The sequence below is a fragment of the Methanolinea sp. genome (genome assembly GCA_030055515.1).
In the GTDB taxonomy this organism is placed as follows: Archaea; Halobacteriota; Methanomicrobia; order Methanomicrobiales; family Methanospirillaceae; genus Methanolinea_A.
In genome coordinates this window covers 300,154-321,239 of the sequence record JASFYI010000001.1, presented here as the reverse complement: position 1 = coordinate 321,239, position 21,086 = coordinate 300,154, and the positions used below count along the sequence as shown (strand labels likewise).

The window sequence follows — 21,086 nt, the reverse complement described above, 5'->3', positions numbered from 1 at the left end:
TTAAAATGTACGGGGATACAAAAGATAGGGAGCTAGGATATGGGAAAGACGGGATCTGTGCAATGGGCCCAGGTGAAGGGTGTTAAGGGCCAGATAAGGCTCGTGCCCCGGTCAGAGGCCGAGTACAAGAAACCAGGACCGAACCAGAGATTCAAGGCGGGGGCATCCCTGCAGAAGCTCAACGAGGCATCGGGCGAGGGGCACGGTGGATTCAAGGGTCGCTCCGGTGGCCGGGGATCGAGGGGCGGCCGCGGACGGTCGGCAGAATCAGGGCCCGTTGGAAACCCGATGGTCCGCAAGTACATGCGCAGGTCAAAGTCATCGGTGCTCGGCACGAAGCAGAAATCCTCCCGCTGAATATTTTTTCCACGCGTTCCCCGGGACCGCGGCAGCTCTCCTTTTCTGCGTGATTTCCAACCCGGAAGGACACGTTCCTCGTCCAGGGAGGGTTGCCCTGTGTTCCTGCAGAAGTATCATGTATCCAGGCACGGAATTGAGAGTATGGATCTGAAGGCCGCGATCAGGAATTTCCAGTTCGCAGAGAGGGCAAAGAGCGAGCTCATCATATGTTCCCAGCTCGCGATCTCCCTCGCCGGATTTCCCGCGAATGAGAGGGCGGGGGGCAAGAGGATGCTCATTCTCCTCCTCGAGGCGGTGCGCTCGGAACTCGAGTTCGCGTGGAGGGGAACAGAAAACCAGGAGTTCAGGAAGGCCATCAATCTCCTCTCCGAGTCGATCAGCACGGTCGAGAGCGAGAATTTCGGCGCAGCCTCCCTCAAGCTGAGCGAGGCAATCACGGCCGTCACGACGGCCGCGCAGGCGGCAATGCAGGTCCTCGGGGAGCATGGACTCGTCTAGGTTCTACGAATTCCTCGCCACGCGGTCATCGGTGAGGGACTTTGGGAACGTTTCCGTTCCCGAGGGGGACATCGCTTACCTGCTCGACTGCGCGAGCACTGCCCCGAGTGCGGGAAACCTCGAGGCGTGGGACGTCGTCGTGGTGAGGGAGCCGGGCACAAGGGAAGACCTCTCGGACGCTGCCCTCGGCCAGGAACACGTGAGGGATGCCCCCGTTCTGCTCGTCGTCTGCGCAAATTACGTGCGGTCGATGTCGCGGTACGGGGAGAGGGGGATCCTCTACGCGATCCAGGATGCCACCATCGCGTGCACGTACATGATGCTCGCGGCCCACGCGCGGATGCTCCACACCTGCTGGGTCGGGGCATTCGACGAGGAAGAGGTGAAGGCAATCCTCGGGCTGCCTCCCCACGTCCGGCCGATCGCCATCCTCTGCGTGGGCAAGGGATATCCCCCGAAGGAACCCACTCCGCGGCTCCCGGTGGAGGAGCACGTCCACCACGACGCATGGTGAGGTGGTCGCATGCCTGACTACACGGTCATCCTCGAGGGTGCCTTCATCGTGAAGGACGTGGATTCGCTCGACGACGCGGTGAGCATCGCGATCTCCGAGGCGGGGAAGCGCCTCAACCCGGTCGCGTCCTTCGTCGACGTCGAGGTCGGGATGCTCGCGTGCCCGTTCTGCGACGGGGAACTCAATAGCGCGCTCGTCGTCGCGAAGACCGCGCTCGTGGGTCTCCTCCTCGAGATGAAGGTTTTCCGCGCGGAGTCGCCGGAACACGCGAGCCGGATTGCCCGCTCCGTCATCGGGAAGGCGCTGAGAGACGTCCCCCTCCAGGTAAAGGAGGTCTGCCCCCTGTGATCTACGTCGTCGGGCACACGGCGTTTGACCACATCTGCACGGTACGGGATTTTCCCCCTCCCAACAGCTCTGTCACGATCATCAGGCGGTGGGTCTCCTACGGCGGGGGGGCAGCGAACATCGCGGCGGGGATCGCGAGGCTGGGGGTCCCGTGCACCCTCGTGAGTGCCGTGGGCGACGACTTCCCCGGGAGTGACTACGACCGGTGGCAGAAGTCCCTCGGCGTCCGCCAGCAGCTCTTCCACGTGAAGGATGCGCACACCCCGACCGCGTTCATGTTCACGAACGAGAGGGGAGACCAGATCACCTTCTTCGAGTGGGGTGCATCGGAGATCTTTGCCACCGCACCTGCGCCCGCGCTCCCGTTCGTGCACATGGCGACGGCAGACCCCGATTTCAACGTGAGGGTTGCCGCGAACGCCGGGTTCTGCACGTTCGACCCGGGACAAGACCTCCACAGGTACACGCCTGGCCAGCTGGAAGCGATCCTCTCGAGGGTCGGGATCCTCTTTGCCAACCAGCACGAGGTCGATGCCATGTGCAGGATGCTCGGGATATCGAGGGAATCGCTCGCCGCGAGGGTTCCCGTCGCGGTCTTCACGGCGGGTGCAGGGGGGAGCGACCTCTACACGAAAACGGGCCGGATTCACATCCCCGCGGTGCACAGGGAGGTGAGGGACCCGACCGGTGCTGGCGACGCGTACCGCGCGGGGTTCCTCGCGGCGTATTACAGGGGGTACTCCCTCCCCGACTGCTGCAGGGTGGGGAGCGTGACTGCCTCTTTCGCGATCGAGGTCCCCGGCTGCCAGACGAACCTTCCCACGTGGGAGATGGTGGAGTCGCGGTACACGGAGTCCTTCGGGGAATTCCCCGAGCGCTCCCACCCGGAGAGGGGATCGGGCAGCCCGGAAGGGGGATAGGGATGTCTGTCGCGGGCGGGGAGGCGAGGCTCGAGAGGCTCGCGCGGTTCCTCTTCAACGCGCCCTCCTGGCCCGACTCCATCGCCATCATCGCGATCACCGGGCTCCTCATCGACGGCATCCCGCTCCTGCACGGAACCGTACCTTTCTTCGGAACGCTCCTCTTCTCGGTCCCCGCCCTCGCCGCGTTCGTCGCGACGAAGCCGCTGGTGAGCCTCCTCGGGAGGCCGATGACGTGGAACAGGTCGGCCCTCCTCGCCCTCTCGTGCGTTATCTTCGGGGTCCTGATAGTCCTCTGCGGGATTCTCATCTCGCCCGCCCACGCCGGGATCTCGTACGCGATCGCGCTCGGGTTCATGTTCGGTCTCCGCCTCCTCGTCCTCGTCGCGATCGCCGACTACCGGATCGCGCGGATGATCGTTCCCGCGGGAATCCAGAGCGCGGCCGGGATCGCCATCGCGACTTTTCTCCTCCCGCCACAGTTCCTCCCGCTCGCCCTCCTCCTCCAGGTACTCTTCCTCGGGGGCTTCTCCCTCCTCATCTGGCTCATCGACAGGCCCATGTACAGGGCGTTCCGCGTCCGCGGGCTCGACTTCGTAAACTCTTTCCTCGCGCACCTGACGGACGGGTCACGGGCGCTCGAGGAGTTCTTCGAGAGGATCGGGGAGGAGGTCACTATCCCCCAGGTGAGCATCTTCTTCCGGAGGGGGGAGCGCCGGGGACTCGTCATCACGATCCCGAACATCCATCCCGGGCCGGTCGGGGAGATCGGAGGGGGAAACCTCCCGAGGGGCATGCAGGCGGGGTTCGAGGAGATGGTGATGGTCCCCCACGGCGCGGCAACCCACGACTTCAACCCGGTCTCGGAGCGGGAGATCGCAAAGCTCGTGGAGGCGGTGAGGGGGACGCGCGGGTCCCTCCGCTTCTCCCCGCACGCGACGCGCTCGGCGCGGTTCTCTGAGGGGCACGTCTCCCTCCTCTGCCAGGCCTTCGACGGGACACTCCTCATCGTGGGCACGCGGTCGCCGGAAAGGACAGAGGACATCGACTTCAACATCGGCATGACCATCATGGGGGAAGGGCACAGGTTCTTCGAGAACGTGGGGTTCGTCGATGCCCACAACTGCTCCGCCGGAAACGCCTCGTACGTCCTCCCTGCAACGCGTCCCGCGATGGAATACTACAGGGCCGCGCTGCGGGCGATAGGAGAGATGCACGGGAGCGCGACGGGGCCGTTCGAGCTCGGGATATCGCAGGTGAAGGTCCCCTTCACCCGCGAGCAGGGTTTTGGCGACAACGGTATCCAGGTCGCGGTTGTCAGGGTCCACGGGCAGACAACCGCGTACATCCTCTTCGACGGGAACAACATGGAGGCGGGCGTGAGGGAGAGGATACGGGACCACGTCCTCTCGCGGGTGGACGAGGCAGAACTGATGACAACCGACTCCCACGTCGTGAACACGGTGAAGGGCAGGAACCCGATCGGCCTCCACGTCCCGGTGGATGAGATCATCCCGTGGGTCGACAGGGGCCTCTCGGAGGCCCTCCGCGACCTCTCTCCCGCCGAGGCGGCGGGGAGCACCGCGTGGTGCGAGGGGGTTCGGATCTTCGGCTCGCACAGGATAGCGCAGATGGCAAGCACCGTCAACACGATGCTCGTCTTCATCCCGTTCCTGAGCGCGGGGATGCTCCTCCTCGTCGTCCTCCTCTCCCTCATCGCCTACCTCGTCCTCGGGTGAGAGCGCGAGAGGAACGGGGAGGCCCGGGAAACCATTGCGGGAATGACGGTGCGGGAGTACTACCCGCGGACGAAAGACAGGTGGATGTCCCTTCCCGGGGAAATGGTATCCGAGGACAAGTACCACCATGATCCGGGCGGAACAAGATCATCGATGCATGAGAGTATCAGCCAATGATCAAATGGAGTATCAGCATTTCCCGCCCTGGACCATGCTGGTTTCACTTTACTTGTTGCACAGTCCATTATATAAATTTTTCCTGTTTTACCGGCGGAAAACCCGTCTCCGGCCGGGAAAACGGGTGTTTGGAACCGGTACCCGGCAGGGGGGAGACCGGCGACATCCCGGGCGGCAAAATCCACACCGGACTCCCGTTGACACCGCGTCCCGGGGTCCTCGGTGAATCACAATGGAATCAGGGGAAATCGCCGCGCTTACCCTGTGTGTACTGCAGTGGCCTCGTCCCGTCCCCTGCCGGGGCCTCCCCTTTATAGGACCCTAGAACCCCATGTTAGTGGGAGAAATGGACATCGCCCTTGTGAGTTCCCTCTCCGATCCCGGTGGGAGCACCATCCACGACGCCCTCCTCTCGCTCCTCTCTAGACCCCACACTCCCTATCCCCTCGAGGAGCACCGCCTCGTGCACCACAGGATCGAGGACAGGTTGATATTCCATGACCGCATCGACAGGGAGGTCGACGCAGACCTCATCGTATTCCTCTCCCGCCACTCCTCGCAGAAACCCGTGCCGGTCCTCACCGTCCACGTGACGGGGAACTTCGGGCCCGCGGAATTCGGGGGTCTCGAGAGGTCACTTGCCCGTGCTGCCCCCGCGTGGATGCGTGCCGTCCTCCTCGGCCTCTCCCGCAACGCCCCGCCGGGATACAGGGTCGCGTACGAGGTTACCCACCACGGGCCCACCGAGGTGGGTACCCCGTCGTTCTTCGTCGAGGTGGGGAGCACGGAGAGGGAGTGGAGGGACGTCGGGGCGGCCGCCGCAGTCGCGCGGAGCATCCTCTGTGCGGAACCCGGCGACACCATCCCGGTCGTGGGCTTCGGGGGCACCCACTACGCGGCGAGGCAGACCCACATCGCACTCCACAGCAGGGCTGCATTCGGCCACATCGTCCACAGCCGTGACGTCCCCCTCCTCGACAGGGACCTCGTCTCGGACATGGTCGAGAGGACCGGGGCAGTCGCCGCCTACATCGACCGGAAATCGCTCCCGCCGGCGGAGACGAGGAGGCTCGAGCAGCTCCTCTCCCGGGAGGGTATCCCCACCGTTCCCGAAAACGACTTCATCCGCATGGGGAACCTCTCTTTCGACGCGTACAGGAAGGTCCAAGCCCTCGCGGGAGACTACGCGGGCGACAGCAACGTCACGTTCCACGGGACATGGCCGGATGGGGCGCCCGTGCCCGTCGATGTCCCCCCCGACCTGCTCGAGGAAGTCCTCAGGTCCGATTCCCGGGCGTTCATCGAAGGCATCGAAAACATCCCTGTCGCAAGGATAGTGACGCCGCGGAGCAAGGCAATGCCCCGGTTCATCACGGTAGAATCATGCAGGGAGAGGGTATTGCATCATTTAATAAGCTTATGTGTAAACATCTTACGTAGAGGGGAGAGTACGTCGATCGCGGGTGATTCCATAGTGATCCGGAAGAGGGGGTTCGATGCGGCGAGGGCCGAGGCGCTCGGTGTTCCAAGGGGACCCCTCTTCAGCCGGCTGATGAACGGGGAGTCTGTCCTCGCGGGGGACAGGGAGGTCACGCCGGAAATGGTCATTGTCACGAGAGAGAAGAAGATCCACATCCCGGGACTGGAGAAATACCTATGGCGATGACATCCATCGTGGAAGAGGCACTGTCCAGAGCAAGCAAGGAACTTCAGGACACGAGGAAGAACAACGACGACCTCGACCAGGTACTTCGGGAGCTCAAGACCGAGATCGCGGTGATCGGGTGCGGGGGGAGCGGCTCGAACACCATCACCCGGATGAAGGAGGAAGGTATCCACGGCGCACGGCTCATCGCGATCAACACGGATGCCCAGCACCTCTCGCGCACGGTTGCTGACCAGCGCATCCTCATCGGGAGGCAGAGGACGCGGGGCCTCGGGGCCGGGTCGATTCCCCAGATTGGCGAGGAGGCCGCGCTCGAGAACGAGGAGGACATAAGGCGGGCGGTCGCGGGGTGCGACATGGTCTTCATCACCGTCGGGCTCGGCGGCGGGACCGGGACGGGCGCCGCGCCGATCGTCGCGAAGGCCGCGAGGGACGAGGGGGCCCTCACGATAGGCGTCGTGACGCTCCCGTTCACGGCGGAGGGTGTCATCCGCATGGAGAACGCGGAGGCCGGCCTCGAGCGGCTCCGCGACGTCGCGGACACCGTCATCGTGGTGCCCAACGACAGGCTGCTCGAGGTGGTCCCGAAACTCCCGCTCTACGCGGCGTTCAAGGTCGCGGACGAGGTCCTCATGCGGGCCGTCAAGGGCATCACCGAGCTCATCACCCTCCCGGGACTCGTGAACCTCGACTTTGCCGACGTGCGCACGGTCATGGAGAAGGGAGGTGTCGCCATGATCGGGGTCGGCGAGAGCGATAGCGAGGAGAAGGCCGCGGACTCTGTCAAGAAGGCGATCCGCTCCCCGCTGCTCGACGTCGACATCTCGGGCGCCCACGCGGCGCTCGTCAACGTGGTCGGCGGCCCGGACATGACGATGGAGGAGGCGGAGGGTGTCCTCGAGGAGGTCTACAACCGCATCTCGCCGGACGCGCGGATCATCTGGGGTGCACAGATCGACCCGAACATGCAGAACAAGATGCGGACGATGCTCGTCGTCACCGGTGTCCGGTCGCCACAAATATATGGGAGAAACGAAAAAATTACCCCGAAAGTCCAGAGGCAGTTCGAGATCGACTTTTTGAAGTGAGAGACCATGGAGATAACGAGGCCTGAACTGAAGTTCGATGTCAACGAGGAACTCTTCCGCAAGTACTGGCGCGTGATCAAGCTCGCGAGGACACCAACCCGCGAGGAGTTCCAGAAGATCGCGGTCGTTGCGGCTGTCGGCGTGCTCATCGTGGGACTGATCGGTTTTACAATCTATGAGTTGATGCTCCTCCTCCTCTGATCGACATGGAAGAGACACAAAACAAGATTTTTGCGATCAAGACGACCTCGAAGCAGGAGAGGACAGTCGCGGACAACATCAAGAAGGCCATCGAGTCAGGGGCAACCGACATCAAGGTGTACGCAATCATCGTCCCGGACGAGCTGAAGGGGTACGTGCTCGTCGAGACGTCCGAGAGCCTCGCGCGGATCGAACAGCTCGCGGAGAAGATCGCCCACGCGCGCTCGGTCGTCCGCGGTGAGACGACCCTCCCCGAGGTCGCCCACTTCCTCGTCCCGAAACCCGTGGTGAGCGGGATATCGGAGGGGACGATCGTGGAGCTGATCGCCGGGCCTTTCAAGGGTGAGAAGGCCGTCGTGAAGAGGATAGACACGGGAAAGGAGGAGATCACCGTCGAGCTCTACGAGAGCGTTCTCCCGATTCCCATCACTGTCAGGGGCGACAACGTGAGGGTCGTGGACAGGGGCGAAGAGAAGTGAGGTCTCTTTCCCGGTTCTGGTCCCTGGTATAGATTTAAGTCTGCCGAGGTAAACCTTTTTTACCCACGCTCGATCCCTCTTGGGACGGCTTGGTGATACACGCATGGCAGAAGTGGTCGAGGTATTAGTTGCGGGAGGAAAGGCAACCGCAGGTCCACCGCTGGGACCGGCCCTTGGACCCCTCGGCATAAACGTGAAGGCCGTCGTCGACGAGATCAACCGGCAGACCGCGAGCTTCAACGGCATGCAGGTCCCGGTCCGGATCGAGGTCGATGACAAGAAGAACTTCACGGTGAGCGTGGGAATTCCCCCCACCACCGCCCTCATCAAGAAGGAGGTCAATGTCGAGAAGGGATCCCCGGAGCCCAACGTGAAGATCGTCGGGGACCTTCCCATCGAGGCCGCTGTCAGGATTGCCCGTATGAAGCAGGCAGACATGCTCTCCTACAACCTCAAGTCCGCGGTCAAGGAGGTCATCGGGACCTGCGTGAGCATGGGCATCACCGTCAATGGCATGAGGGCAAAAGACGCCCTGAAGGCCGTCGACGCGGGTACCTTCGACAAGCTCCTCGTGGAATAGACGGGAGAGAACCATAGAAGATCAGGAATGGTCGCGCACTATGGAGGAAACAGATGGTTGATAGGGCGAAAATCGTAGAGGCTGTGAAGGCAGCCATCGAGAAGGCGCCTCCACGCAAGTTTGCCGAGAGCGTGGATATCACTGTCAATCTCAAGAACATTGACATGGCGCAGCCCAAAAACCGTATCGATGAGACGATTCTCCTCCCCCACGGTACTGGCAAGAAAGTCAGCATCGCTGTCCTCGGGAAGGGTGACATCACCACCCAGGCAAGGGAAGCAGGCGCGGACCTGATCATCGGACCCGAAGAGATCGAACGGCTCGGCGGGGCACCGCGGGAAGCCAGGAAGATCGCGAACGCGTACCGTTTCTTCCTGGCCGAGACGAGTGTCATGCCGCAGGTCGGCCGGTACCTCGGCCCGAGGCTCGGGCCGCGGGGAAGGATGCCCATGCCGGTGCCGGCAGGGACCGATATCAGGCCCATCATCGAACGTCTCCGCAATTCGGTGAAGATCAGGACGAAGGACAAGAAGACCTTCCACGTCAAGGTCGGGTCGACGGGGATGACCCCTGAGCAGATCGCGGATAACATCGAGACAATCCTGCGGAGGGTCGAATCGGTCCTCGAGCAGGGTTCCCACAACATCCGGTCGGTCTACGTCAAGACGACGATGGGGCCCCCCCAGAGGGTGGTGTAGATGCCGTTGTACACCCACCACCTCCCCGAGTGGAAGAGGAGAGAAGTCGAGGAGATCAAGTCCGACGCGAAGAAGTACTCGCTCGTCGGCCTCGTCGACATGTACGGTATCCCCGCGAGCCAGCTCCAGCAGATCAGGCGCAACCTCCGGTCGGAGGCGAAGATCCGGATGACCCGCAACACGCTCATCCGCTGCGCCTTCGACGAGCTGGGAGGACCGATCGCGCAGCTGAAACCGCACATCTCCGGCCAGTCGGCCCTCATCTTCACCAACATGAACCCCTTCAGGCTTTTCAAGGCGCTGGAGAAGACGAAGACGAAGATGGCCGCAAAACCGGGGGAGATTGCGCCGGCAGACATCGTGGTGGAGAAGGGACCCACGAGTTTCAAGCCCGGCCCGATCGTCGGTGAACTGCAGCAGGTGGGTATCCCTGCCGCGATAGAGGCGGGGAAGGTCAAGATCCGGGAGACCCGTACCGTCGCGAAGAAGGGCGACGTCATCAGTGCGAAACTCGCCGACGTCCTCGCGAAGCTCGGGATAAAACCCATGGACGTGGGACTCTCGCTCCAGGCAGCACTCTACGAGGGGTCTGTCTACGAGCCGTCGATCCTCGCGATCGACGAGGACGCGATCTACAGCCAGCTGCAACGCGCGGCAATCGAGGCGTTCAACCTCTCGGTGAACGCGGTCATCCCGACGAGGGACACTGCCGCGCACATCCTCGCGAAGGCCGCGAGCGATGCCCGCGCACTCGCGATCGAAGCCGGCGTCTACTCTAAAGACGTCATTGATGCGATCATTGGGAAAGCCTACAGAGAATCCCTCGCTCTCATGGCAGTGACCGGAGAGCACTGAAGAAAACGAGAAAGAGAGGTAATTGAGATGGAGTATATCTACGCAGCCCTCCTCCTGCACAAGGCGGGAAAGGAGATCAAGGAAGAGAACGTGAAGGCAGTCCTGAGCGCTGCCGGTATCGCAGTCGACGACGCCCGGGTGAAGGCGATGGTTGCCGCCCTCGAGGGGATAAACATCGAGGAGGCCATCGCGAAGGCCGCCGCCGCACCCGTCGTTGCCGCAGCACCCGCACCCGCCGCGGCAACCCCGGCCGCTGCCTCCGCTGCTGCCGCCGAGCCGAGCAAGGAAGAGAAGAAGGAAGAAGAAGAGAGCGGGATGGCGGGCCTCGGTGCCCTCTTCGGGTAATCCCGCGCCTCTCCCCTTTTTTCTCCCCGCAGTAATTCCCCATAGGTCACCCGCCGTTCTGCAAATCCGGGGATAGTCACGCGTTTCGCGGGTCCACCGCCCACTCCCCGGTGCCGGCCACTCCCGGCACGTGACCACTCCCCTTAATATTGCCTCCCTGCAACCACCTCTCGATGGATCCCCTCATCTCGGTGCTCCTCGTCCTCGCGGTCGCAAAGGTCCTCGGCGAACTCGTCGAACGGGCAGGGTATCCCTCGCTCGTGGGGGAGATCGGCGGGGGGATACTCCTCGGGCCCGCGGTTCTCGGCCTCGTCTCGGTGGATGCCGTCACGGGGACGTTCGCCGACATCGGCCTCATACTGCTCCTCTTCGCGAGCGGGCTCCAGCTCAACCAGCGCGCCCTCCAGAGATCCCTGAAGACGGGAATATACGCTGCCGTCGCGGGTATCGCCATCCCCCTCCTCTCCGGGATCGCCGTGGGGGTCGCGTGGGGTTTTGACCTTGCCGCGTCGCTCGTCACCGGCATCACCCTCTCGATCACCTCCATCGGCGTCTCCTTGAGGACCCTCGTCGATCTCCGCAAGCTGAAGACAGACATCGGCCTCGTCATCGTGAATGCAGCGGTGATCGACGATGTCCTCGGCATCGTGCTCCTCGGGAGCCTCCCTGCCCTCGTCTCGGGCGGGGGCAAAACCGGCGACGCGTTGCTCGGCGCGCTCTCCGCGGCGCTATTCCTCGCCATCCTCCTGTTCCCCGGCAAGAGGCTGATACTCTGGGTCTTTTCCGTCTCCCACAGGGCCCACACGAACGAGATGCCCTACTCCGTCGCCCTCATCGCCGGCCTCGCGTGCGCGGTCCTCGCGGACCGCGTGGGACTCCACTACGCGATCGGGGCTTTCCTCTCGGGCCTCATCCTCGGAGACAGCGTGAGGAACGACAGGACGCTCTACGACAGCCTCTCCGACATCGCGTTCGGCCTCTTCGTGACGTTCTTCTTCGCCTCCATCGGGCTCCTCTTCCCCGTCGACCTCCCGGGATTCTCCGTCACGCTCCTCCTCTGCCTCGTTGCCGTTGCACTGGCCTCAAAGACACTCGGGGGATTCGCGGGTTCGGTTCTCACGCTCCGGGACCACGGCAGGGCGCTCGTCGTGGGGTTGGGCCTCTGCCCGCGGGGGGAACTGGCACTCGTCGTGGTAAAGACAGCCCTTGCCGCGGGGCTCATCTCGGCGACCCTCTTCTCGACGCTCGCGCTCGTCGTGATCGTGACGGTCCTCCTCTCGCCGTTCCTCATGACGTACGGTTATTCCCTTGCTGCCCACAGCGGGGCCCGCCCGGGGAAAAGAGGTGCGTGAGTACCGCGCAGGGATCGACGACGCCCACTGCGACACCCCCATCCCCGGTGACGACGAGCCCGGGGCAGGGGTGTTTCTCGAGCAGGCGGACCGCCTCCGAGAGGGGAGCGTCCCGCGGAACGCTCGCGTGCCTGTGCGACATCACGTCCGCCGCGACGAGGGGTGCCCCCGAGAGGAGCGTCCCGAGGTGGTGCGCCTTCCTCCTTGCACCCATCCCCACCTCGGGGAGAACGTGCGCGAGGATATCGCCCGGCGTGACCACGCCGAGAAACCGGCCGTCTTCTCCCGTCACGTACAGGCCCCTGCATCCCGTGCGCGACATCAGGGAGATGCACGCCGCGATCGGAGTGGATGGGCCAACGCGGGGAAACTCCCCCTCCATGATCTCGCCCACGGGCACGTCGAGACTGCGCGCCGGGTCCGCGTCCCCGTCGCCCACTGCCATTCCGCGGTTCCCCCTCCGCGTGCTCAACCGTCTCCTCCCTCCCATGAGTGTTCCCGCGGGATGCGATTAAAAGGATTCGATTGCGGGGGGAGGGTTCACGCGGTACCCTCGAGGCGGGACCTGCACTCGGGGCAGAACCACCTCTTCTGCCGGGCGATGTCATCGAGGGTGAGCGGGTTGTGCATGATGCACTCTCCCCGGGAGCAGTGGGGGAGAAAGAGGAGGTGGCCCACCTCGTGGGCCGATTCCTTAACGAGCCTCTCGACGAGTTCGCCGTCGTCGGGCGGGAGGCCGTAGTGGTCGTTGGCAAGCCGGCACGTGGATACCACGGCAGTCCCCGTCTCGGGCCTCGCGAGCCCAAAGAGGTACTCGTCCCCCTCCCTGCAGAGGTCCCCGCCCACGACGAGCAGGATGAGGTCCCTGCAGCCCGTCCGCCTCTTGTAGAGGTCGAGCGAGTCGAGGAGGGCTGTCGCGTCGGTCTGCCTCCTCGCGGGGAGGAAGCCCGTCACGAGGATGGGATTTTCGCGCAGCCGTGGCACGACCGGGAGGACCGATGCGATCTGCCTGCAGAAGGATGCCTGGATGCCGGAAGGTGCTCCCGTATCCCAAAAAATAAGGAGTTCCATTCTTCACTATTCATGGTGACTGGCACGTATAAACGTATTGAGAGCCTGATTGCCTCCCACATCGCGAAGAACTACAGGAGGGTGGCGGAGGTGGGGGTCGGGGAGAACGTTGCCTGCGCCCGGCTGCTCGCGCGCGCGGGACTCGATGTCTTCTGCACCGACATCCGCCCCGGGCCCACGGACGGCGGCATCCCGTTCTTCCGGGACGACGTGTTCTCCCCTTCAGTCAGCCTCTACAGGGACCGCGACCTCATCTACTCGATCCGGCCCCACGAGGAGATGGTTCCCCCCCTCATCGCCCTTGCCCGCGAAGTCGACTGCGACCTCCTCGTCTACCACCTCGGATTCGAGGGGTACGGGAGGGGGGGCGAACTCGTCGATTGCGGGGTTATCCTGCACAGGTACCACAGGTGTCAGAACCCGTCAAAGAGGGTCCTCTGATTCTTCGCCCGCGACCTCTCCACGTGTTCTGCGTCCTGCGGGATGCTCTCTGCCGGCGTTCCCGGGGCCTGCTTCGCCGATTCCTCCCTCCTGCGCGATTCGCCTTTCCCGGCAGAACGCTTCTCTCTCTCCCTCTTTGTCTCCTTCTCCGCGGCTGCAATCTCCTTGATGATGGCCGCGGCCCTCTCCCGGTCGTGGATCGCGAGGGCGAGCTCGTCTGCATCGAGGGCAAACTCCCTCGCGTACGGGAGCGGGTCGTGCTCGATGATGAGGCAGAGGGGATCCATGTACTCCTCAAGGAGGGTGTGCTCGGGCATGTGGAGTGCGGAGGCGAGTTTCCTGAGGAACGAGGCCCTCACCGCCTTCTGCCTCTGGTACGAGGAGATCTTCTTCCACCTCGCGGGGGGATTGATGCGCGAGCGGATCCCTTTCCCCGCGGTCACGCGCGCGACACCGAGGAGCATGAGGGCGTGGGCATACCGCCAGAGGGTGTAGTACTGGAGGCGGTAGGTATCGCCGATGTACATGTCGGCCTTCGCGAGGGCAAAGTACGCGGCCTCGAGGTCGCGGGGACTCTCGATGCCCGCGAGGTTTGCCTCGATCCACTGGATGAGCGTCTCGGGTGACTCGTCCGCGTCGTAGGCGAGCCGCAGCAGGGTTTCGGGGTCGGTCCTCCCGTACAGGGCACCCACGACGTCGAATACCGTCGCACGCGTGTCCTTCGCCGAGAAGACGATCTCCTCGTCGAGCCTGTCCTTTCCCGCCGCGGACGCGTGGAGCATGTGGATCGCGGCCCGCATGTCTCCCCCCGCGGCTTCCGCGATCTTCATAATCGCCGTCTCGCTGCAGGATATCTTCTCCGCGCTGCAGATGTACCGGAGTCTCGGCGCGATTGCACGGGCCTGGATCGCCCTGAACTGGACCGGCTCGCAGCGGCTCCTTATCTCCGGGGCCACCCCGTAGAGATCGTTTGCGATGAGGATGACGGGCTGCCGGGCGACCTGTAGGAGCTCGAGGATCGCGCGGGCTCCCCCGCGGTCAGCCGTCCCATGGAGGTTGTCCGCCTCGTCGATGATGATGAGCCGGTGCTTCCCCGTGAAGCTCGCGGTCGTGCCCCCACTCCCCGCGACCCTCTCTATCACGGACCGCGTCCTCTGGTCACTCGCGTTCAGCTCTATCGCGTCCCATCCCATGTCGCGGGCGAGCGCGTGGGCACTCGACGTCTTCCCGGTACCCGGTTTCCCGTAGAGGATCAGCGGTTTCTTCCGCGGGTTCCAGTCCCTTGCCCACTCGAGCATCTGGTGGAGGGCGGCCGTGTTCCCCACGACGTCGCGCAGGTGAACAGGCCGGTATTTCTCCGCCCAGTCCATGCCCAGACATTCGACACGTTATCAAATAAATTATCACTGATGATGCTCCAATGAGATATCACAACCGCCACCGTGGGTCATATGGAATTGAACGGTGTGTCCACTGCAGAGATTGCACGCGCAGTCAGGGAGTACGAGGGCGTCAGGCGGAAGCATGCCATCGGCGAGATGGTCAGGGCTTTCTGGACAGATTCACCGGGGGTCCTCGCCTCCTTCGGTGAGGACGCTGCCGTGATCGAGCACGGTGACGAGGTCCTCCTCCTCGCCGCGGACGGGATATGGAGCCGGCTCATGGAGGCAGATCCCTACTGGGCCGGCTACTGTGCCGTCCTCGTCAATATCCACGACATCGCCGCGATGGGCGGAAGGCCGGTCGCGATGGTGGACGTCCTCTCCATCTCCGACCCGCAGATACAGGAGAAGGTCATCGCGGGGATGCGCGACGCCTCCCTCCAGTTCGGAGTGCCCATCGTGGGGGGACACCTCCACCCCGATACCCCTTACAGCGTCATAGACGTGGCAATCCTCGGCATCGCGGCGAAGGACGCCGTCATCTACTCCCACACCGCCCGCACGGGAGACTCGGTTGTCGTGGCCGTCGACCTCGACGGCCGCGTCCACCCTTCCTGCTGCCTCAACTGGGACTCTGTCACCATGAAATCGCCATCCAGGGTGAGGGAACAGGTCAGGGTCATGGAATCCCTCGGCCGGGATCACCTCGTCACCGCCGGGAAAGACATCAGCAACCCAGGCGTCATCGGGACCCTCGGGATGCTGCTCGAGGTGAGCGGGAAGGGGGCAACGATTGCGCTCGACAGGCTGCCGGTCCCCGACCTCGGTCTCCACGGGATGACATTCGAGCAGTGGGTGAGGGTGTACCCGGGGATGGGATTTGTCCTGACCGTACCTGCCGCGTCGGTCGGCGAGGTCTGCCGCAGGTTCTCGGCGGCAGGGCTCACGGCAGCCGAGGTCGGTGTCGTCACCGACGAGAGGGTCCTCTGCATCACCCTCGACGACGACCGGGCCCCCGTCTTCTCGCTCGACCGCGCGGGGATCATGCGACTTTTTTTCCCACGGTGACCTATGCCACAGGGCCGGATAGGAATCGGCGTCCTTTCCGACGCGCAGAAAGTCTGGGAGAGCATCGGGCGGGCACGCGTCCGGTCGCGCATCGTCGCTTACGCGAAGACCGGGACGGGGGACGCGCCCCGCGGCATCCCCGTCGAGGAGAGCGCAAACCCGTGGGATGCCCTCGCGCAGGATCTCTACGCGGGGAAGATCGACGCCGCGGTGCGGGGGACTCTCCCCTCCGGTGCGGCCCTCCGGTCGTTGAAGAGGGTCGCCGCGGTGGACCACCTCGAGCGTGCCGCCCTCCTCGAAGACAACAAGGGCCACAGGTTCCTCCTTGCCCCGGTGGGAATCGACGAGGGGTGGACCGTCGTCGAGAAAGTCGGAATCGCGAAGAGGGCAAGGGACCTCGCGTGCCGGCTCGGCCTTGCCGGGGAAGTCGCGATCCTCTCAGGCGGGAGGCTCTCGGACGCGGGGAGGCACCCGAGGGTTGACGAGAGCCTCTCCCACGCAGAGCTCGTCTCGCGCCTGACTGGGTTCCCCCACCTCGAGATCCTGATCGAGGACGCGGTGGAGAGATGTTCCGTCGTCATCGCCCCCGACGGGATTTGCGGCAACCTCATCTTCCGCACGCTCGTGCTCGTCGGGGGAGGGAGGGGGTGCGGCGCTCCAGTCCTGAATATCGACCGCGTTTTCATCGATACCTCGCGCGCCTCGCCCGATTATGCAAATGCCCTCCGCCTCGCCGAGTTTCTCGCGGGGACGATAACGAGTGGTAATTAATCGCTTATTTCCGAAAATATCAATTTTAAAATGTAATTTGGGAGACGGTTTTCAGCCCGGTGGAGTTTTCCCGCGATCACTCCCGTGAGAACCGCAAAGCGGCATTCGGGCTTCCAAAGAGCAAGAATCGCGAAATATTTAAATATATCCTCAAACACTTTTTGAATTGAGGTAAAATAAATGGCAGATTTACCCATTGCTGCAGTTGTGAGAATTGCAAAGAAGAACGGTGCTGAGAGGGTAGGCAGCGATGCTGCAGCGGCTCTCGTCGCAAAGGCTGAGGAATACATCGCGAACCTGACAAGGGAGGCAAACCGCCTCGCCCTCCACGCGGGAAGGAAAACCATAAAAGAAGAGGACGTGGAACTTGCGGCAAAGTCCGCATAAACCTATCCTTTTCCCGGGTCTCACGCGGGTTCTCACAGCGGCGTAGGGGAGCAGCAATCGCTCAATCAAGGTGGCATCTCACTTTTCTCGCACATTTCGCTGCCCCGTTCGCGCCGGCAAGGGATTCATGTATATAAGAGTATGCCATGCATTGCTGGATGGCACAATGATTTTAGGACGTCTGACCGACATCCGTTCTGCCCTTGAGAGAGGGAAATGGGGGTTGTCCGGAATGGCCAGCCACGTGGATGCGGTGGCAGAGAAGACCAGGTACGACATCATCCAGTCAATCGAGGAACTGGGACGGAAGGGAGAGCCGGCAGTTGATTTCCTCCTCCTCGCCCTAAAGGACGAGGATAAGAGGGTGAGGATCGCCGCTGCAAATGCCCTTGGGGAGATTGGGGATTCCCGGAGCATCGACGCGCTGATAAACCTCCTCGCGGACGGCGACAAGGATCTCAGGTTCATCTCCGCGTCCCTCCTCGGGAAGATAGGGGACCCTCGCGCACGGGAGGCACTCTCGAGAGCATGCTCCGACGAGAATTGCTTCGTCCGGATCATGGCGAGGGAAGCCCTCTCCCGAATACGCTGAGAGACCGATCTCCCGCGACCGAGCGCTCTCCTATCCCCCGGCGAGGACAAACTTTTTTACCTCCCGATGACTTCCCCACATCTGGGGGGAAGTCCATGGGCACGTCAGGAAAGACACACGTATCCTTTCCCACCGTCGTGGACCGCGCGTATGAGGAGTACAAGAGGCACCGGAAAGTGGCCGATATCATGAGCACGGGGGTCGCGATCACGACGCCCCAGACGTCGATGTCCGATGCAGCACGGATAATGGGGGAGCGGCGCATAGGGAGCCTCGTCGTCGTCCGTTACGGCACCCCGGTTGCGATCGTGACAGAGAGGGACCTCCTCTCGAACGTCTTTGCCGCCGGCAGGGATCCTTCCGACGTCCTCGTCGAGGATGTCATGTCGTACCCGCTCATCAGGATCTGCCCCGACCTCGAGATCCGGGAGGCTGCACGGACGATGATACGGAAGAAGGGGAGACTGACGGTCTTCTCGTGCGGCGAACTGTGCGGGATAATCACCGCGTCCGACCTCATCCGCGAGATGCCCGAGGCAAAGGAGACGTCGATGAACGTGAATGACTTCATGACGAAGGACGTGGTTTACGTCCCGGAAGACGAGAAGATTTCAGAGGTCGTCCGGATCATGGGCACGGAGAGGATAGGGAGCGTTCTCGTCACGAGCGACGGGAACCCGAAGGGGATATTCACGGAGAGGGACCTCCTCACCACGCTCCTCGCGAGGGGCGCGGCGCTCGATATCCCCGTCGGCGATGTCGCGAGGTCTCCCCTCATCACGGCCCCCGCGGGGATCAGCATCCACAAGGCCGCGCAGATCATGGCCCAGAACCACATAAAAAGGCTCCCGCTCGTCCGGCGCAAGAGAATCGCGGGCATCGTCACGGCAAGGGACCTCGTCGAGGCATATGCCCGCTAGGAGGCGGGCCGGCCGCCTGCTCTCCAGTCGCGTTCAGAGACGGGATACCATGCGGACAGAGGGAGATCTCGAACAGGCAACGTTCGCCGCGGGGTGTTTCTGGGGCGTCGAGGCCGCATTCCGCCGCGTGAAGGGCGTTGTCGAGACGTGGGTCGGGTACACGGGAGGGAATGTCCCTGACCCGACGTACGAACAGGTGTGCTCGGGCACGACGGGCCACGCGGAGGCGGTGAGGGTCGTCTTCGATCCCCGCGTCGTCACGTACGACCAGCTCCTCGAGGTTTTCTGGGAGATCCACGATCCCACCCAGAAGGACGGGCAGGGCCCTGACGTGGGGACGAACTACCGGTCCGCGATATTCTACCATTCCGATGAGCAGAGGGTAAAAGCTCTCGCGTCCCGGGAAAGGCTCCAGAATTCCCCGCGGATGAAGGGGAAGGAGATCGTGACGGAGATCCTCCCCGCCGGGACGTTCTGGAAGGCCGAGGACCACCACCAGCAGTTCTACGAGAAGTGCGGCTGGGGCTACGCCGCGGCACCGAAGTACTGGGAATGACCGGTTCGCCGTGAGTTCCCGGGGACCGGTGCCCTCTCCGGGTCCCTTCCGCGCTGCTGCATATCCCGGGTTCAGGGCGGCGGCGTGCGCATCATGGGGCAGACGTTTGCCATCTCGAGCTCCCCGCCCGCGAACGCGAACCGCTCCCTTATTGTGGGGGGGAGCTCGTCCTCGCGGATCCTCCGGAAACCGAACTTCCCGTAAAACTCCGTGAGATTCAGAACGGAATGCATGTAGAGTGTCTCGTGCCCGCATGCCTCCACGAGTGCACCCACCGTCCTCCTCGCGTATCCCTTCCCCCTGTGCGCGGGGGGCGTGAAGACGGCGTCCACCTCGAACCCGTCGGGGTGCCGGCGGCACCGCGCGAGCGAGACGATCCTTCCCCCGGAAAACGTCGCGAAGATCCTGTCCGTCACCGGGTCTCCCTTCGCCTGGTGGTAATCCATCCACACCTCGTCCGCGAGCGGGAATTCAACGGAGAGGAGCTCCCGCGTCTCGGGTTCCCCGTCATCCCCGGATTCCTCCATCCGCGGGGCGGGGACGGGGGGCGATTCCTCGCTCGTCCCCTCGATCCTGTAGTTCCCCCTGGGGACATGGATCACGAACCGCGCGCCGCTTCCCTCGCGTCCGGTCTCCTCGATCGTCATCCCCGTGACGGACGCGATCTGGCGGCAGACGAAGAGGCCGAGGCCGGGGTGTTTCCCCGAGTCGTACGCGAAGATCTCCTCCTTTTGCCCGGGCGGTATTCCCACCCCGTCGTCCTCGACGTAGATCTCTGCGCTCTCGGGCGTCTCGCGGTAGGACACGACCACGTTTTTCGCGGTCCTCCCGTGGCGGACGGCGTTGTCCACGAGGTGGAGGATGACTTCGCCAAAGAGGGGGTCCGCGTAGACACAGAGCCTCTCGGCCCAGTACCTGACGGAGACCCCGTCGGCCTTCCCCTCGGGGTACCTCTCCCGCAAGACTTCCTGTATCCTGATCCACCGCGGCGGGCTCGTGCCGAGGTTCCTGTACGTCTCCGAGAGCCGTATCTGGCGCGCGAGCGTCTCCACCTTTTCGAGGATCTCGGAGGCGAGGGCCCTGTCTCCTTCGGCCGGGAGCACGCCGAGGAGGCGCTGCACGAGACCCCCGATCTCGGTCACGGTCCCCTGCAGGTGCTCCGAGGATATCCGGGAGAGGTGGTGGAGTTTCCTGTTCGCGTTCCGGAGTGCTTCCTCCGCTGTCACCCTCGCCGTGATGTCCACGAGGGAGAGTGCAGCCCTGTTTCCGGGGAGCGTCACCGCCGAGAGGATCGCGTTGCGCTTCTTTCCCCCGGGGCACTGGAGTTCGAGTTCGCGGCCGTACACCTTCCCCTCGCGGTCGAGCCTCCCCGCGAGGTCCCTTGTCACCTCGCTCCCGAGGAACCGCGAGAGCGGTGTGCCCGGGAGCTTAACGAATTCTGTTCCGCACAGCCGGGCCGCATTCCAGTTTGCCTCGAGGATCGTCGCGTCTTCCCCTGCCCTCGCGACGACGAGCATTCCCGCCTCCGAGTTGTCGAAGATTCCCCTGTAGAGTTCCTCGCTCTCGCGCAGCCGGGACGAGAGGTACGCGATGAGCCACCCGACCGAGAAGACGACGACAGCGCGGGCGAGGGCTTCCCCCAGTGTCTCGCCGGGACCGTAGAGGAAAAAGACCATCGCGCAGTAGGTGCCCCCTATCCCGAGGGCAATGTACGGCCCGTGCCGTGGATACCGGTAGGCGCCCATGACCACGGGGATGTAGAGGAGGTGGGGGATCACGTTGGTGATGCCCACGAGGAGTCCTGCACCGTTGAGAGCGAGCACCGTCACCGTTGCGAGTCCCAGCGTGACCTTCCACCTCGTCTCCCTTGCCATCGTGATGCCGCGCAAATGCATCCCCGTACCTCTCTCCTCTCCGCACCGCGTAATCGCGCTGAGGCTCCCGCCCGGGTCCCACCGGCGGGATCCCCGCGTGACCCCGCGCGTACCTCGTGCGTACCCTGTAATACTCACCGGAGCAGGATATTAGGAGATCGTCCGCGCGATTCCACGCCACGCCACCGCCGGGGAGCGGGAGCC

At 63.6% G+C, this 21,086-nt stretch carries 26 protein-coding genes; 22 read left to right on the top strand and 4 right to left on the bottom strand.

Translation table 11 applies throughout. The features are described from left to right. Positions 1–39: 39 nt before the first annotated feature. The 15 genes from QFX32_01765 (at position 40) to QFX32_01695 (ending at position 11,820) form a co-directional block, all read left to right on the top strand. The gene (locus tag QFX32_01765; protein ID MDI9632768.1) at positions 40–357 is read left to right on the top strand and encodes a DUF5350 domain-containing protein; all 318 of its coding nucleotides are present in this window, start codon (positions 40–42) and stop codon (positions 355–357) included. 144 nt (positions 358–501) lie between these two features. After that, positions 502–858, top strand: coding sequence for a hypothetical protein (locus tag QFX32_01760; GenBank protein ID MDI9632767.1), 357 nt, complete (start codon positions 502–504; stop codon positions 856–858). Then, positions 845–1,372 carry a nitroreductase family protein gene (locus QFX32_01755; protein MDI9632766.1) on the top strand — a complete coding sequence of 176 codons (528 nt, stop codon included), beginning with the start codon at positions 845–847 and terminating at the stop codon, positions 1,370–1,372. The genes QFX32_01760 and QFX32_01755 overlap by 14 nt, the downstream gene beginning before the upstream one ends. 9 nt (positions 1,373–1,381) lie before the next feature. After that, positions 1,382–1,720, top strand: coding sequence for a DUF555 domain-containing protein (locus QFX32_01750; GenBank protein ID MDI9632765.1), 339 nt, complete (start codon positions 1,382–1,384; stop codon positions 1,718–1,720). Further along, entirely contained in the window at positions 1,717–2,640 is a 924-nt protein-coding gene (locus tag QFX32_01745) for a carbohydrate kinase family protein (protein ID MDI9632764.1), read from the top strand. Before QFX32_01750 ends, QFX32_01745 begins: the two co-directional genes overlap by 4 nt. Before the next feature lie 2 nt (positions 2,641–2,642). Further along, entirely contained in the window at positions 2,643–4,379 is a 1,737-nt protein-coding gene (locus QFX32_01740) for a DUF2070 family protein (protein MDI9632763.1), read from the top strand. 523 nt (positions 4,380–4,902) lie between these two features. After that, the gene (locus QFX32_01735; protein MDI9632762.1) at positions 4,903–6,222 is read left to right on the top strand and encodes a D-aminoacyl-tRNA deacylase; all 1,320 of its coding nucleotides are present in this window, start codon (positions 4,903–4,905) and stop codon (positions 6,220–6,222) included. Continuing rightward, positions 6,219–7,310 (top strand): cell division protein FtsZ, encoded by a 1,092-nt coding sequence (gene ftsZ, locus QFX32_01730; protein MDI9632761.1) that lies wholly within the window; start codon positions 6,219–6,221, stop codon positions 7,308–7,310. The genes QFX32_01735 and ftsZ overlap by 4 nt, the downstream gene beginning before the upstream one ends. 6 nt (positions 7,311–7,316) lie before the next feature. Then, positions 7,317–7,511 (top strand): protein translocase SEC61 complex subunit gamma, encoded by a 195-nt coding sequence (locus QFX32_01725; GenBank protein ID MDI9632760.1) that lies wholly within the window; start codon positions 7,317–7,319, stop codon positions 7,509–7,511. 5 nt (positions 7,512–7,516) lie between these two features. Next, entirely contained in the window at positions 7,517–7,990 is a 474-nt protein-coding gene (locus tag QFX32_01720) for a transcription elongation factor Spt5 (protein MDI9632759.1), read from the top strand. A gap of 103 nt (positions 7,991–8,093) precedes the next feature. Beyond that, complete coding sequence (locus tag QFX32_01715; protein ID MDI9632758.1) at positions 8,094–8,570, top strand: 50S ribosomal protein L11; 477 nt, start codon at positions 8,094–8,096, stop codon at positions 8,568–8,570. Between the two features lie 53 nt (positions 8,571–8,623). Beyond that, positions 8,624–9,268 (top strand): 50S ribosomal protein L1, encoded by a 645-nt coding sequence (locus QFX32_01710; protein ID MDI9632757.1) that lies wholly within the window; start codon positions 8,624–8,626, stop codon positions 9,266–9,268. Beyond that, complete coding sequence (locus tag QFX32_01705; protein ID MDI9632756.1) at positions 9,269–10,123, top strand: 50S ribosomal protein L10; 855 nt, start codon at positions 9,269–9,271, stop codon at positions 10,121–10,123. Between the two features lie 27 nt (positions 10,124–10,150). After that, positions 10,151–10,468 carry a 50S ribosomal protein P1 gene (rpl12p, locus tag QFX32_01700; GenBank protein ID MDI9632755.1) on the top strand — a complete coding sequence of 106 codons (318 nt, stop codon included), beginning with the start codon at positions 10,151–10,153 and terminating at the stop codon, positions 10,466–10,468. A gap of 173 nt (positions 10,469–10,641) precedes the next feature. Further along, complete coding sequence (locus tag QFX32_01695; GenBank protein ID MDI9632754.1) at positions 10,642–11,820, top strand: cation:proton antiporter; 1,179 nt, start codon at positions 10,642–10,644, stop codon at positions 11,818–11,820. Here the strand turns inward: QFX32_01695 and QFX32_01690 are convergent. Continuing rightward, on the bottom strand, positions 11,756–12,265 hold the full coding sequence (locus tag QFX32_01690; GenBank protein ID MDI9632753.1) for a CBS domain-containing protein: 510 nt from the start codon (positions 12,263–12,265) through the stop codon (positions 11,756–11,758). The genes QFX32_01695 and QFX32_01690 overlap by 65 nt on opposite strands. Positions 12,266–12,360: 95 nt before the next feature. Beyond that, positions 12,361–12,891: a peptidase M54 gene (locus QFX32_01685; GenBank protein MDI9632752.1), complete on the bottom strand. Its 531-nt coding sequence runs from the start codon at positions 12,889–12,891 to the stop codon at positions 12,361–12,363. A 12-nt stretch (positions 12,892–12,903) separates the two neighbouring features. Between QFX32_01685 and QFX32_01680 the strand changes: the two genes are divergently transcribed. After that, positions 12,904–13,332, top strand: coding sequence for a UPF0146 family protein (locus QFX32_01680; GenBank protein MDI9632751.1), 429 nt, complete (start codon positions 12,904–12,906; stop codon positions 13,330–13,332). Here QFX32_01680 and QFX32_01675 read toward each other — a convergent pair. Continuing rightward, positions 13,305–14,702, bottom strand: coding sequence for a replication factor C large subunit (locus QFX32_01675; protein MDI9632750.1), 1,398 nt, complete (start codon positions 14,700–14,702; stop codon positions 13,305–13,307). The genes QFX32_01680 and QFX32_01675 overlap by 28 nt on opposite strands. 81 nt (positions 14,703–14,783) lie before the next feature. Here QFX32_01675 and QFX32_01670 point away from each other — a divergent pair, with 81 nt between their 5' ends. From QFX32_01670 to msrA, 6 genes are all read left to right on the top strand, one after another. Next, the gene (locus tag QFX32_01670) at positions 14,784–15,782 is read left to right on the top strand and encodes a methanogenesis marker 2 protein (protein ID MDI9632749.1); all 999 of its coding nucleotides are present in this window, start codon (positions 14,784–14,786) and stop codon (positions 15,780–15,782) included. Positions 15,783–15,785: 3 nt separating this feature from the next. Next, positions 15,786–16,553, top strand: a complete 768-nt coding sequence (gene mtxX / locus QFX32_01665) for a methanogenesis marker protein Mmp4/MtxX (protein MDI9632748.1) — start codon at positions 15,786–15,788, stop codon at positions 16,551–16,553. 180 nt (positions 16,554–16,733) lie between these two features. After that, the gene (locus QFX32_01660) at positions 16,734–16,940 is read left to right on the top strand and encodes an NFYB/HAP3 family transcription factor subunit (protein MDI9632747.1); all 207 of its coding nucleotides are present in this window, start codon (positions 16,734–16,736) and stop codon (positions 16,938–16,940) included. Between the two features lie 253 nt (positions 16,941–17,193). Next, complete coding sequence (locus QFX32_01655; GenBank protein ID MDI9632746.1) at positions 17,194–17,532, top strand: HEAT repeat domain-containing protein; 339 nt, start codon at positions 17,194–17,196, stop codon at positions 17,530–17,532. Positions 17,533–17,627: 95 nt separating this feature from the next. Next, the gene (locus tag QFX32_01650; protein ID MDI9632745.1) at positions 17,628–18,452 is read left to right on the top strand and encodes a CBS domain-containing protein; all 825 of its coding nucleotides are present in this window, start codon (positions 17,628–17,630) and stop codon (positions 18,450–18,452) included. 49 nt (positions 18,453–18,501) lie between these two features. Continuing rightward, positions 18,502–19,008, top strand: coding sequence for a peptide-methionine (S)-S-oxide reductase MsrA (gene msrA, locus QFX32_01645; protein MDI9632744.1), 507 nt, complete (start codon positions 18,502–18,504; stop codon positions 19,006–19,008). A 71-nt stretch (positions 19,009–19,079) separates the two neighbouring features. On the opposite strand, the gene QFX32_01640 is transcribed toward msrA, so the two are convergent. Further along, entirely contained in the window at positions 19,080–20,903 is a 1,824-nt protein-coding gene (locus QFX32_01640; GenBank protein ID MDI9632743.1) for a GNAT family N-acetyltransferase, read from the bottom strand. Positions 20,904–21,086: the final 183 nt, after the last annotated feature.

Bases quoted from the DNA above. Each gene is read 5' to 3' on its own strand.
- QFX32_01765 (MDI9632768.1), top strand. From the start codon at position 40: ATGGGAAAGACGGGATCTGTGCAATGGGCCCAGGTGAAGGGTGTTAAG.
- QFX32_01760 (MDI9632767.1), top strand. From the start codon at position 502: ATGGATCTGAAGGCCGCGATCAGGAATTTCCAGTTCGCAGAGAGGGCA.
- QFX32_01755 (MDI9632766.1), top strand. From the start codon at position 845: ATGGACTCGTCTAGGTTCTACGAATTCCTCGCCACGCGGTCATCGGTG.
- QFX32_01750 (MDI9632765.1), top strand. From the start codon at position 1,382: ATGCCTGACTACACGGTCATCCTCGAGGGTGCCTTCATCGTGAAGGAC.
- QFX32_01740 (MDI9632763.1), top strand. From the start codon at position 2,643: ATGTCTGTCGCGGGCGGGGAGGCGAGGCTCGAGAGGCTCGCGCGGTTC.
- QFX32_01735 (MDI9632762.1), top strand. From the start codon at position 4,903: ATGGACATCGCCCTTGTGAGTTCCCTCTCCGATCCCGGTGGGAGCACC.
- ftsZ (MDI9632761.1), top strand. From the start codon at position 6,219: ATGACATCCATCGTGGAAGAGGCACTGTCCAGAGCAAGCAAGGAACTT.
- QFX32_01725 (MDI9632760.1), top strand. From the start codon at position 7,317: ATGGAGATAACGAGGCCTGAACTGAAGTTCGATGTCAACGAGGAACTC.
- QFX32_01720 (MDI9632759.1), top strand. From the start codon at position 7,517: ATGGAAGAGACACAAAACAAGATTTTTGCGATCAAGACGACCTCGAAG.
- QFX32_01715 (MDI9632758.1), top strand. From the start codon at position 8,094: ATGGCAGAAGTGGTCGAGGTATTAGTTGCGGGAGGAAAGGCAACCGCA.
- QFX32_01710 (MDI9632757.1), top strand. From the start codon at position 8,624: ATGGTTGATAGGGCGAAAATCGTAGAGGCTGTGAAGGCAGCCATCGAG.
- QFX32_01705 (MDI9632756.1), top strand. From the start codon at position 9,269: ATGCCGTTGTACACCCACCACCTCCCCGAGTGGAAGAGGAGAGAAGTC.
- rpl12p (MDI9632755.1), top strand. From the start codon at position 10,151: ATGGAGTATATCTACGCAGCCCTCCTCCTGCACAAGGCGGGAAAGGAG.
- QFX32_01695 (MDI9632754.1), top strand. From the start codon at position 10,642: ATGGATCCCCTCATCTCGGTGCTCCTCGTCCTCGCGGTCGCAAAGGTC.
- QFX32_01690 (MDI9632753.1), bottom strand. From the start codon at position 12,265: ATGGCAGTGGGCGACGGGGACGCGGACCCGGCGCGCAGTCTCGACGTG.
- QFX32_01685 (MDI9632752.1), bottom strand. From the start codon at position 12,891: ATGGAACTCCTTATTTTTTGGGATACGGGAGCACCTTCCGGCATCCAG.
- QFX32_01680 (MDI9632751.1), top strand. From the start codon at position 12,904: ATGGTGACTGGCACGTATAAACGTATTGAGAGCCTGATTGCCTCCCAC.
- QFX32_01675 (MDI9632750.1), bottom strand. From the start codon at position 14,702: ATGGACTGGGCGGAGAAATACCGGCCTGTTCACCTGCGCGACGTCGTG.
- QFX32_01670 (MDI9632749.1), top strand. From the start codon at position 14,784: ATGGAATTGAACGGTGTGTCCACTGCAGAGATTGCACGCGCAGTCAGG.
- mtxX (MDI9632748.1), top strand. From the start codon at position 15,786: ATGCCACAGGGCCGGATAGGAATCGGCGTCCTTTCCGACGCGCAGAAA.
- QFX32_01660 (MDI9632747.1), top strand. From the start codon at position 16,734: ATGGCAGATTTACCCATTGCTGCAGTTGTGAGAATTGCAAAGAAGAAC.
- QFX32_01650 (MDI9632745.1), top strand. From the start codon at position 17,628: ATGGGCACGTCAGGAAAGACACACGTATCCTTTCCCACCGTCGTGGAC.
- msrA (MDI9632744.1), top strand. From the start codon at position 18,502: ATGCGGACAGAGGGAGATCTCGAACAGGCAACGTTCGCCGCGGGGTGT.
- QFX32_01640 (MDI9632743.1), bottom strand. From the start codon at position 20,903: ATGCATTTGCGCGGCATCACGATGGCAAGGGAGACGAGGTGGAAGGTC.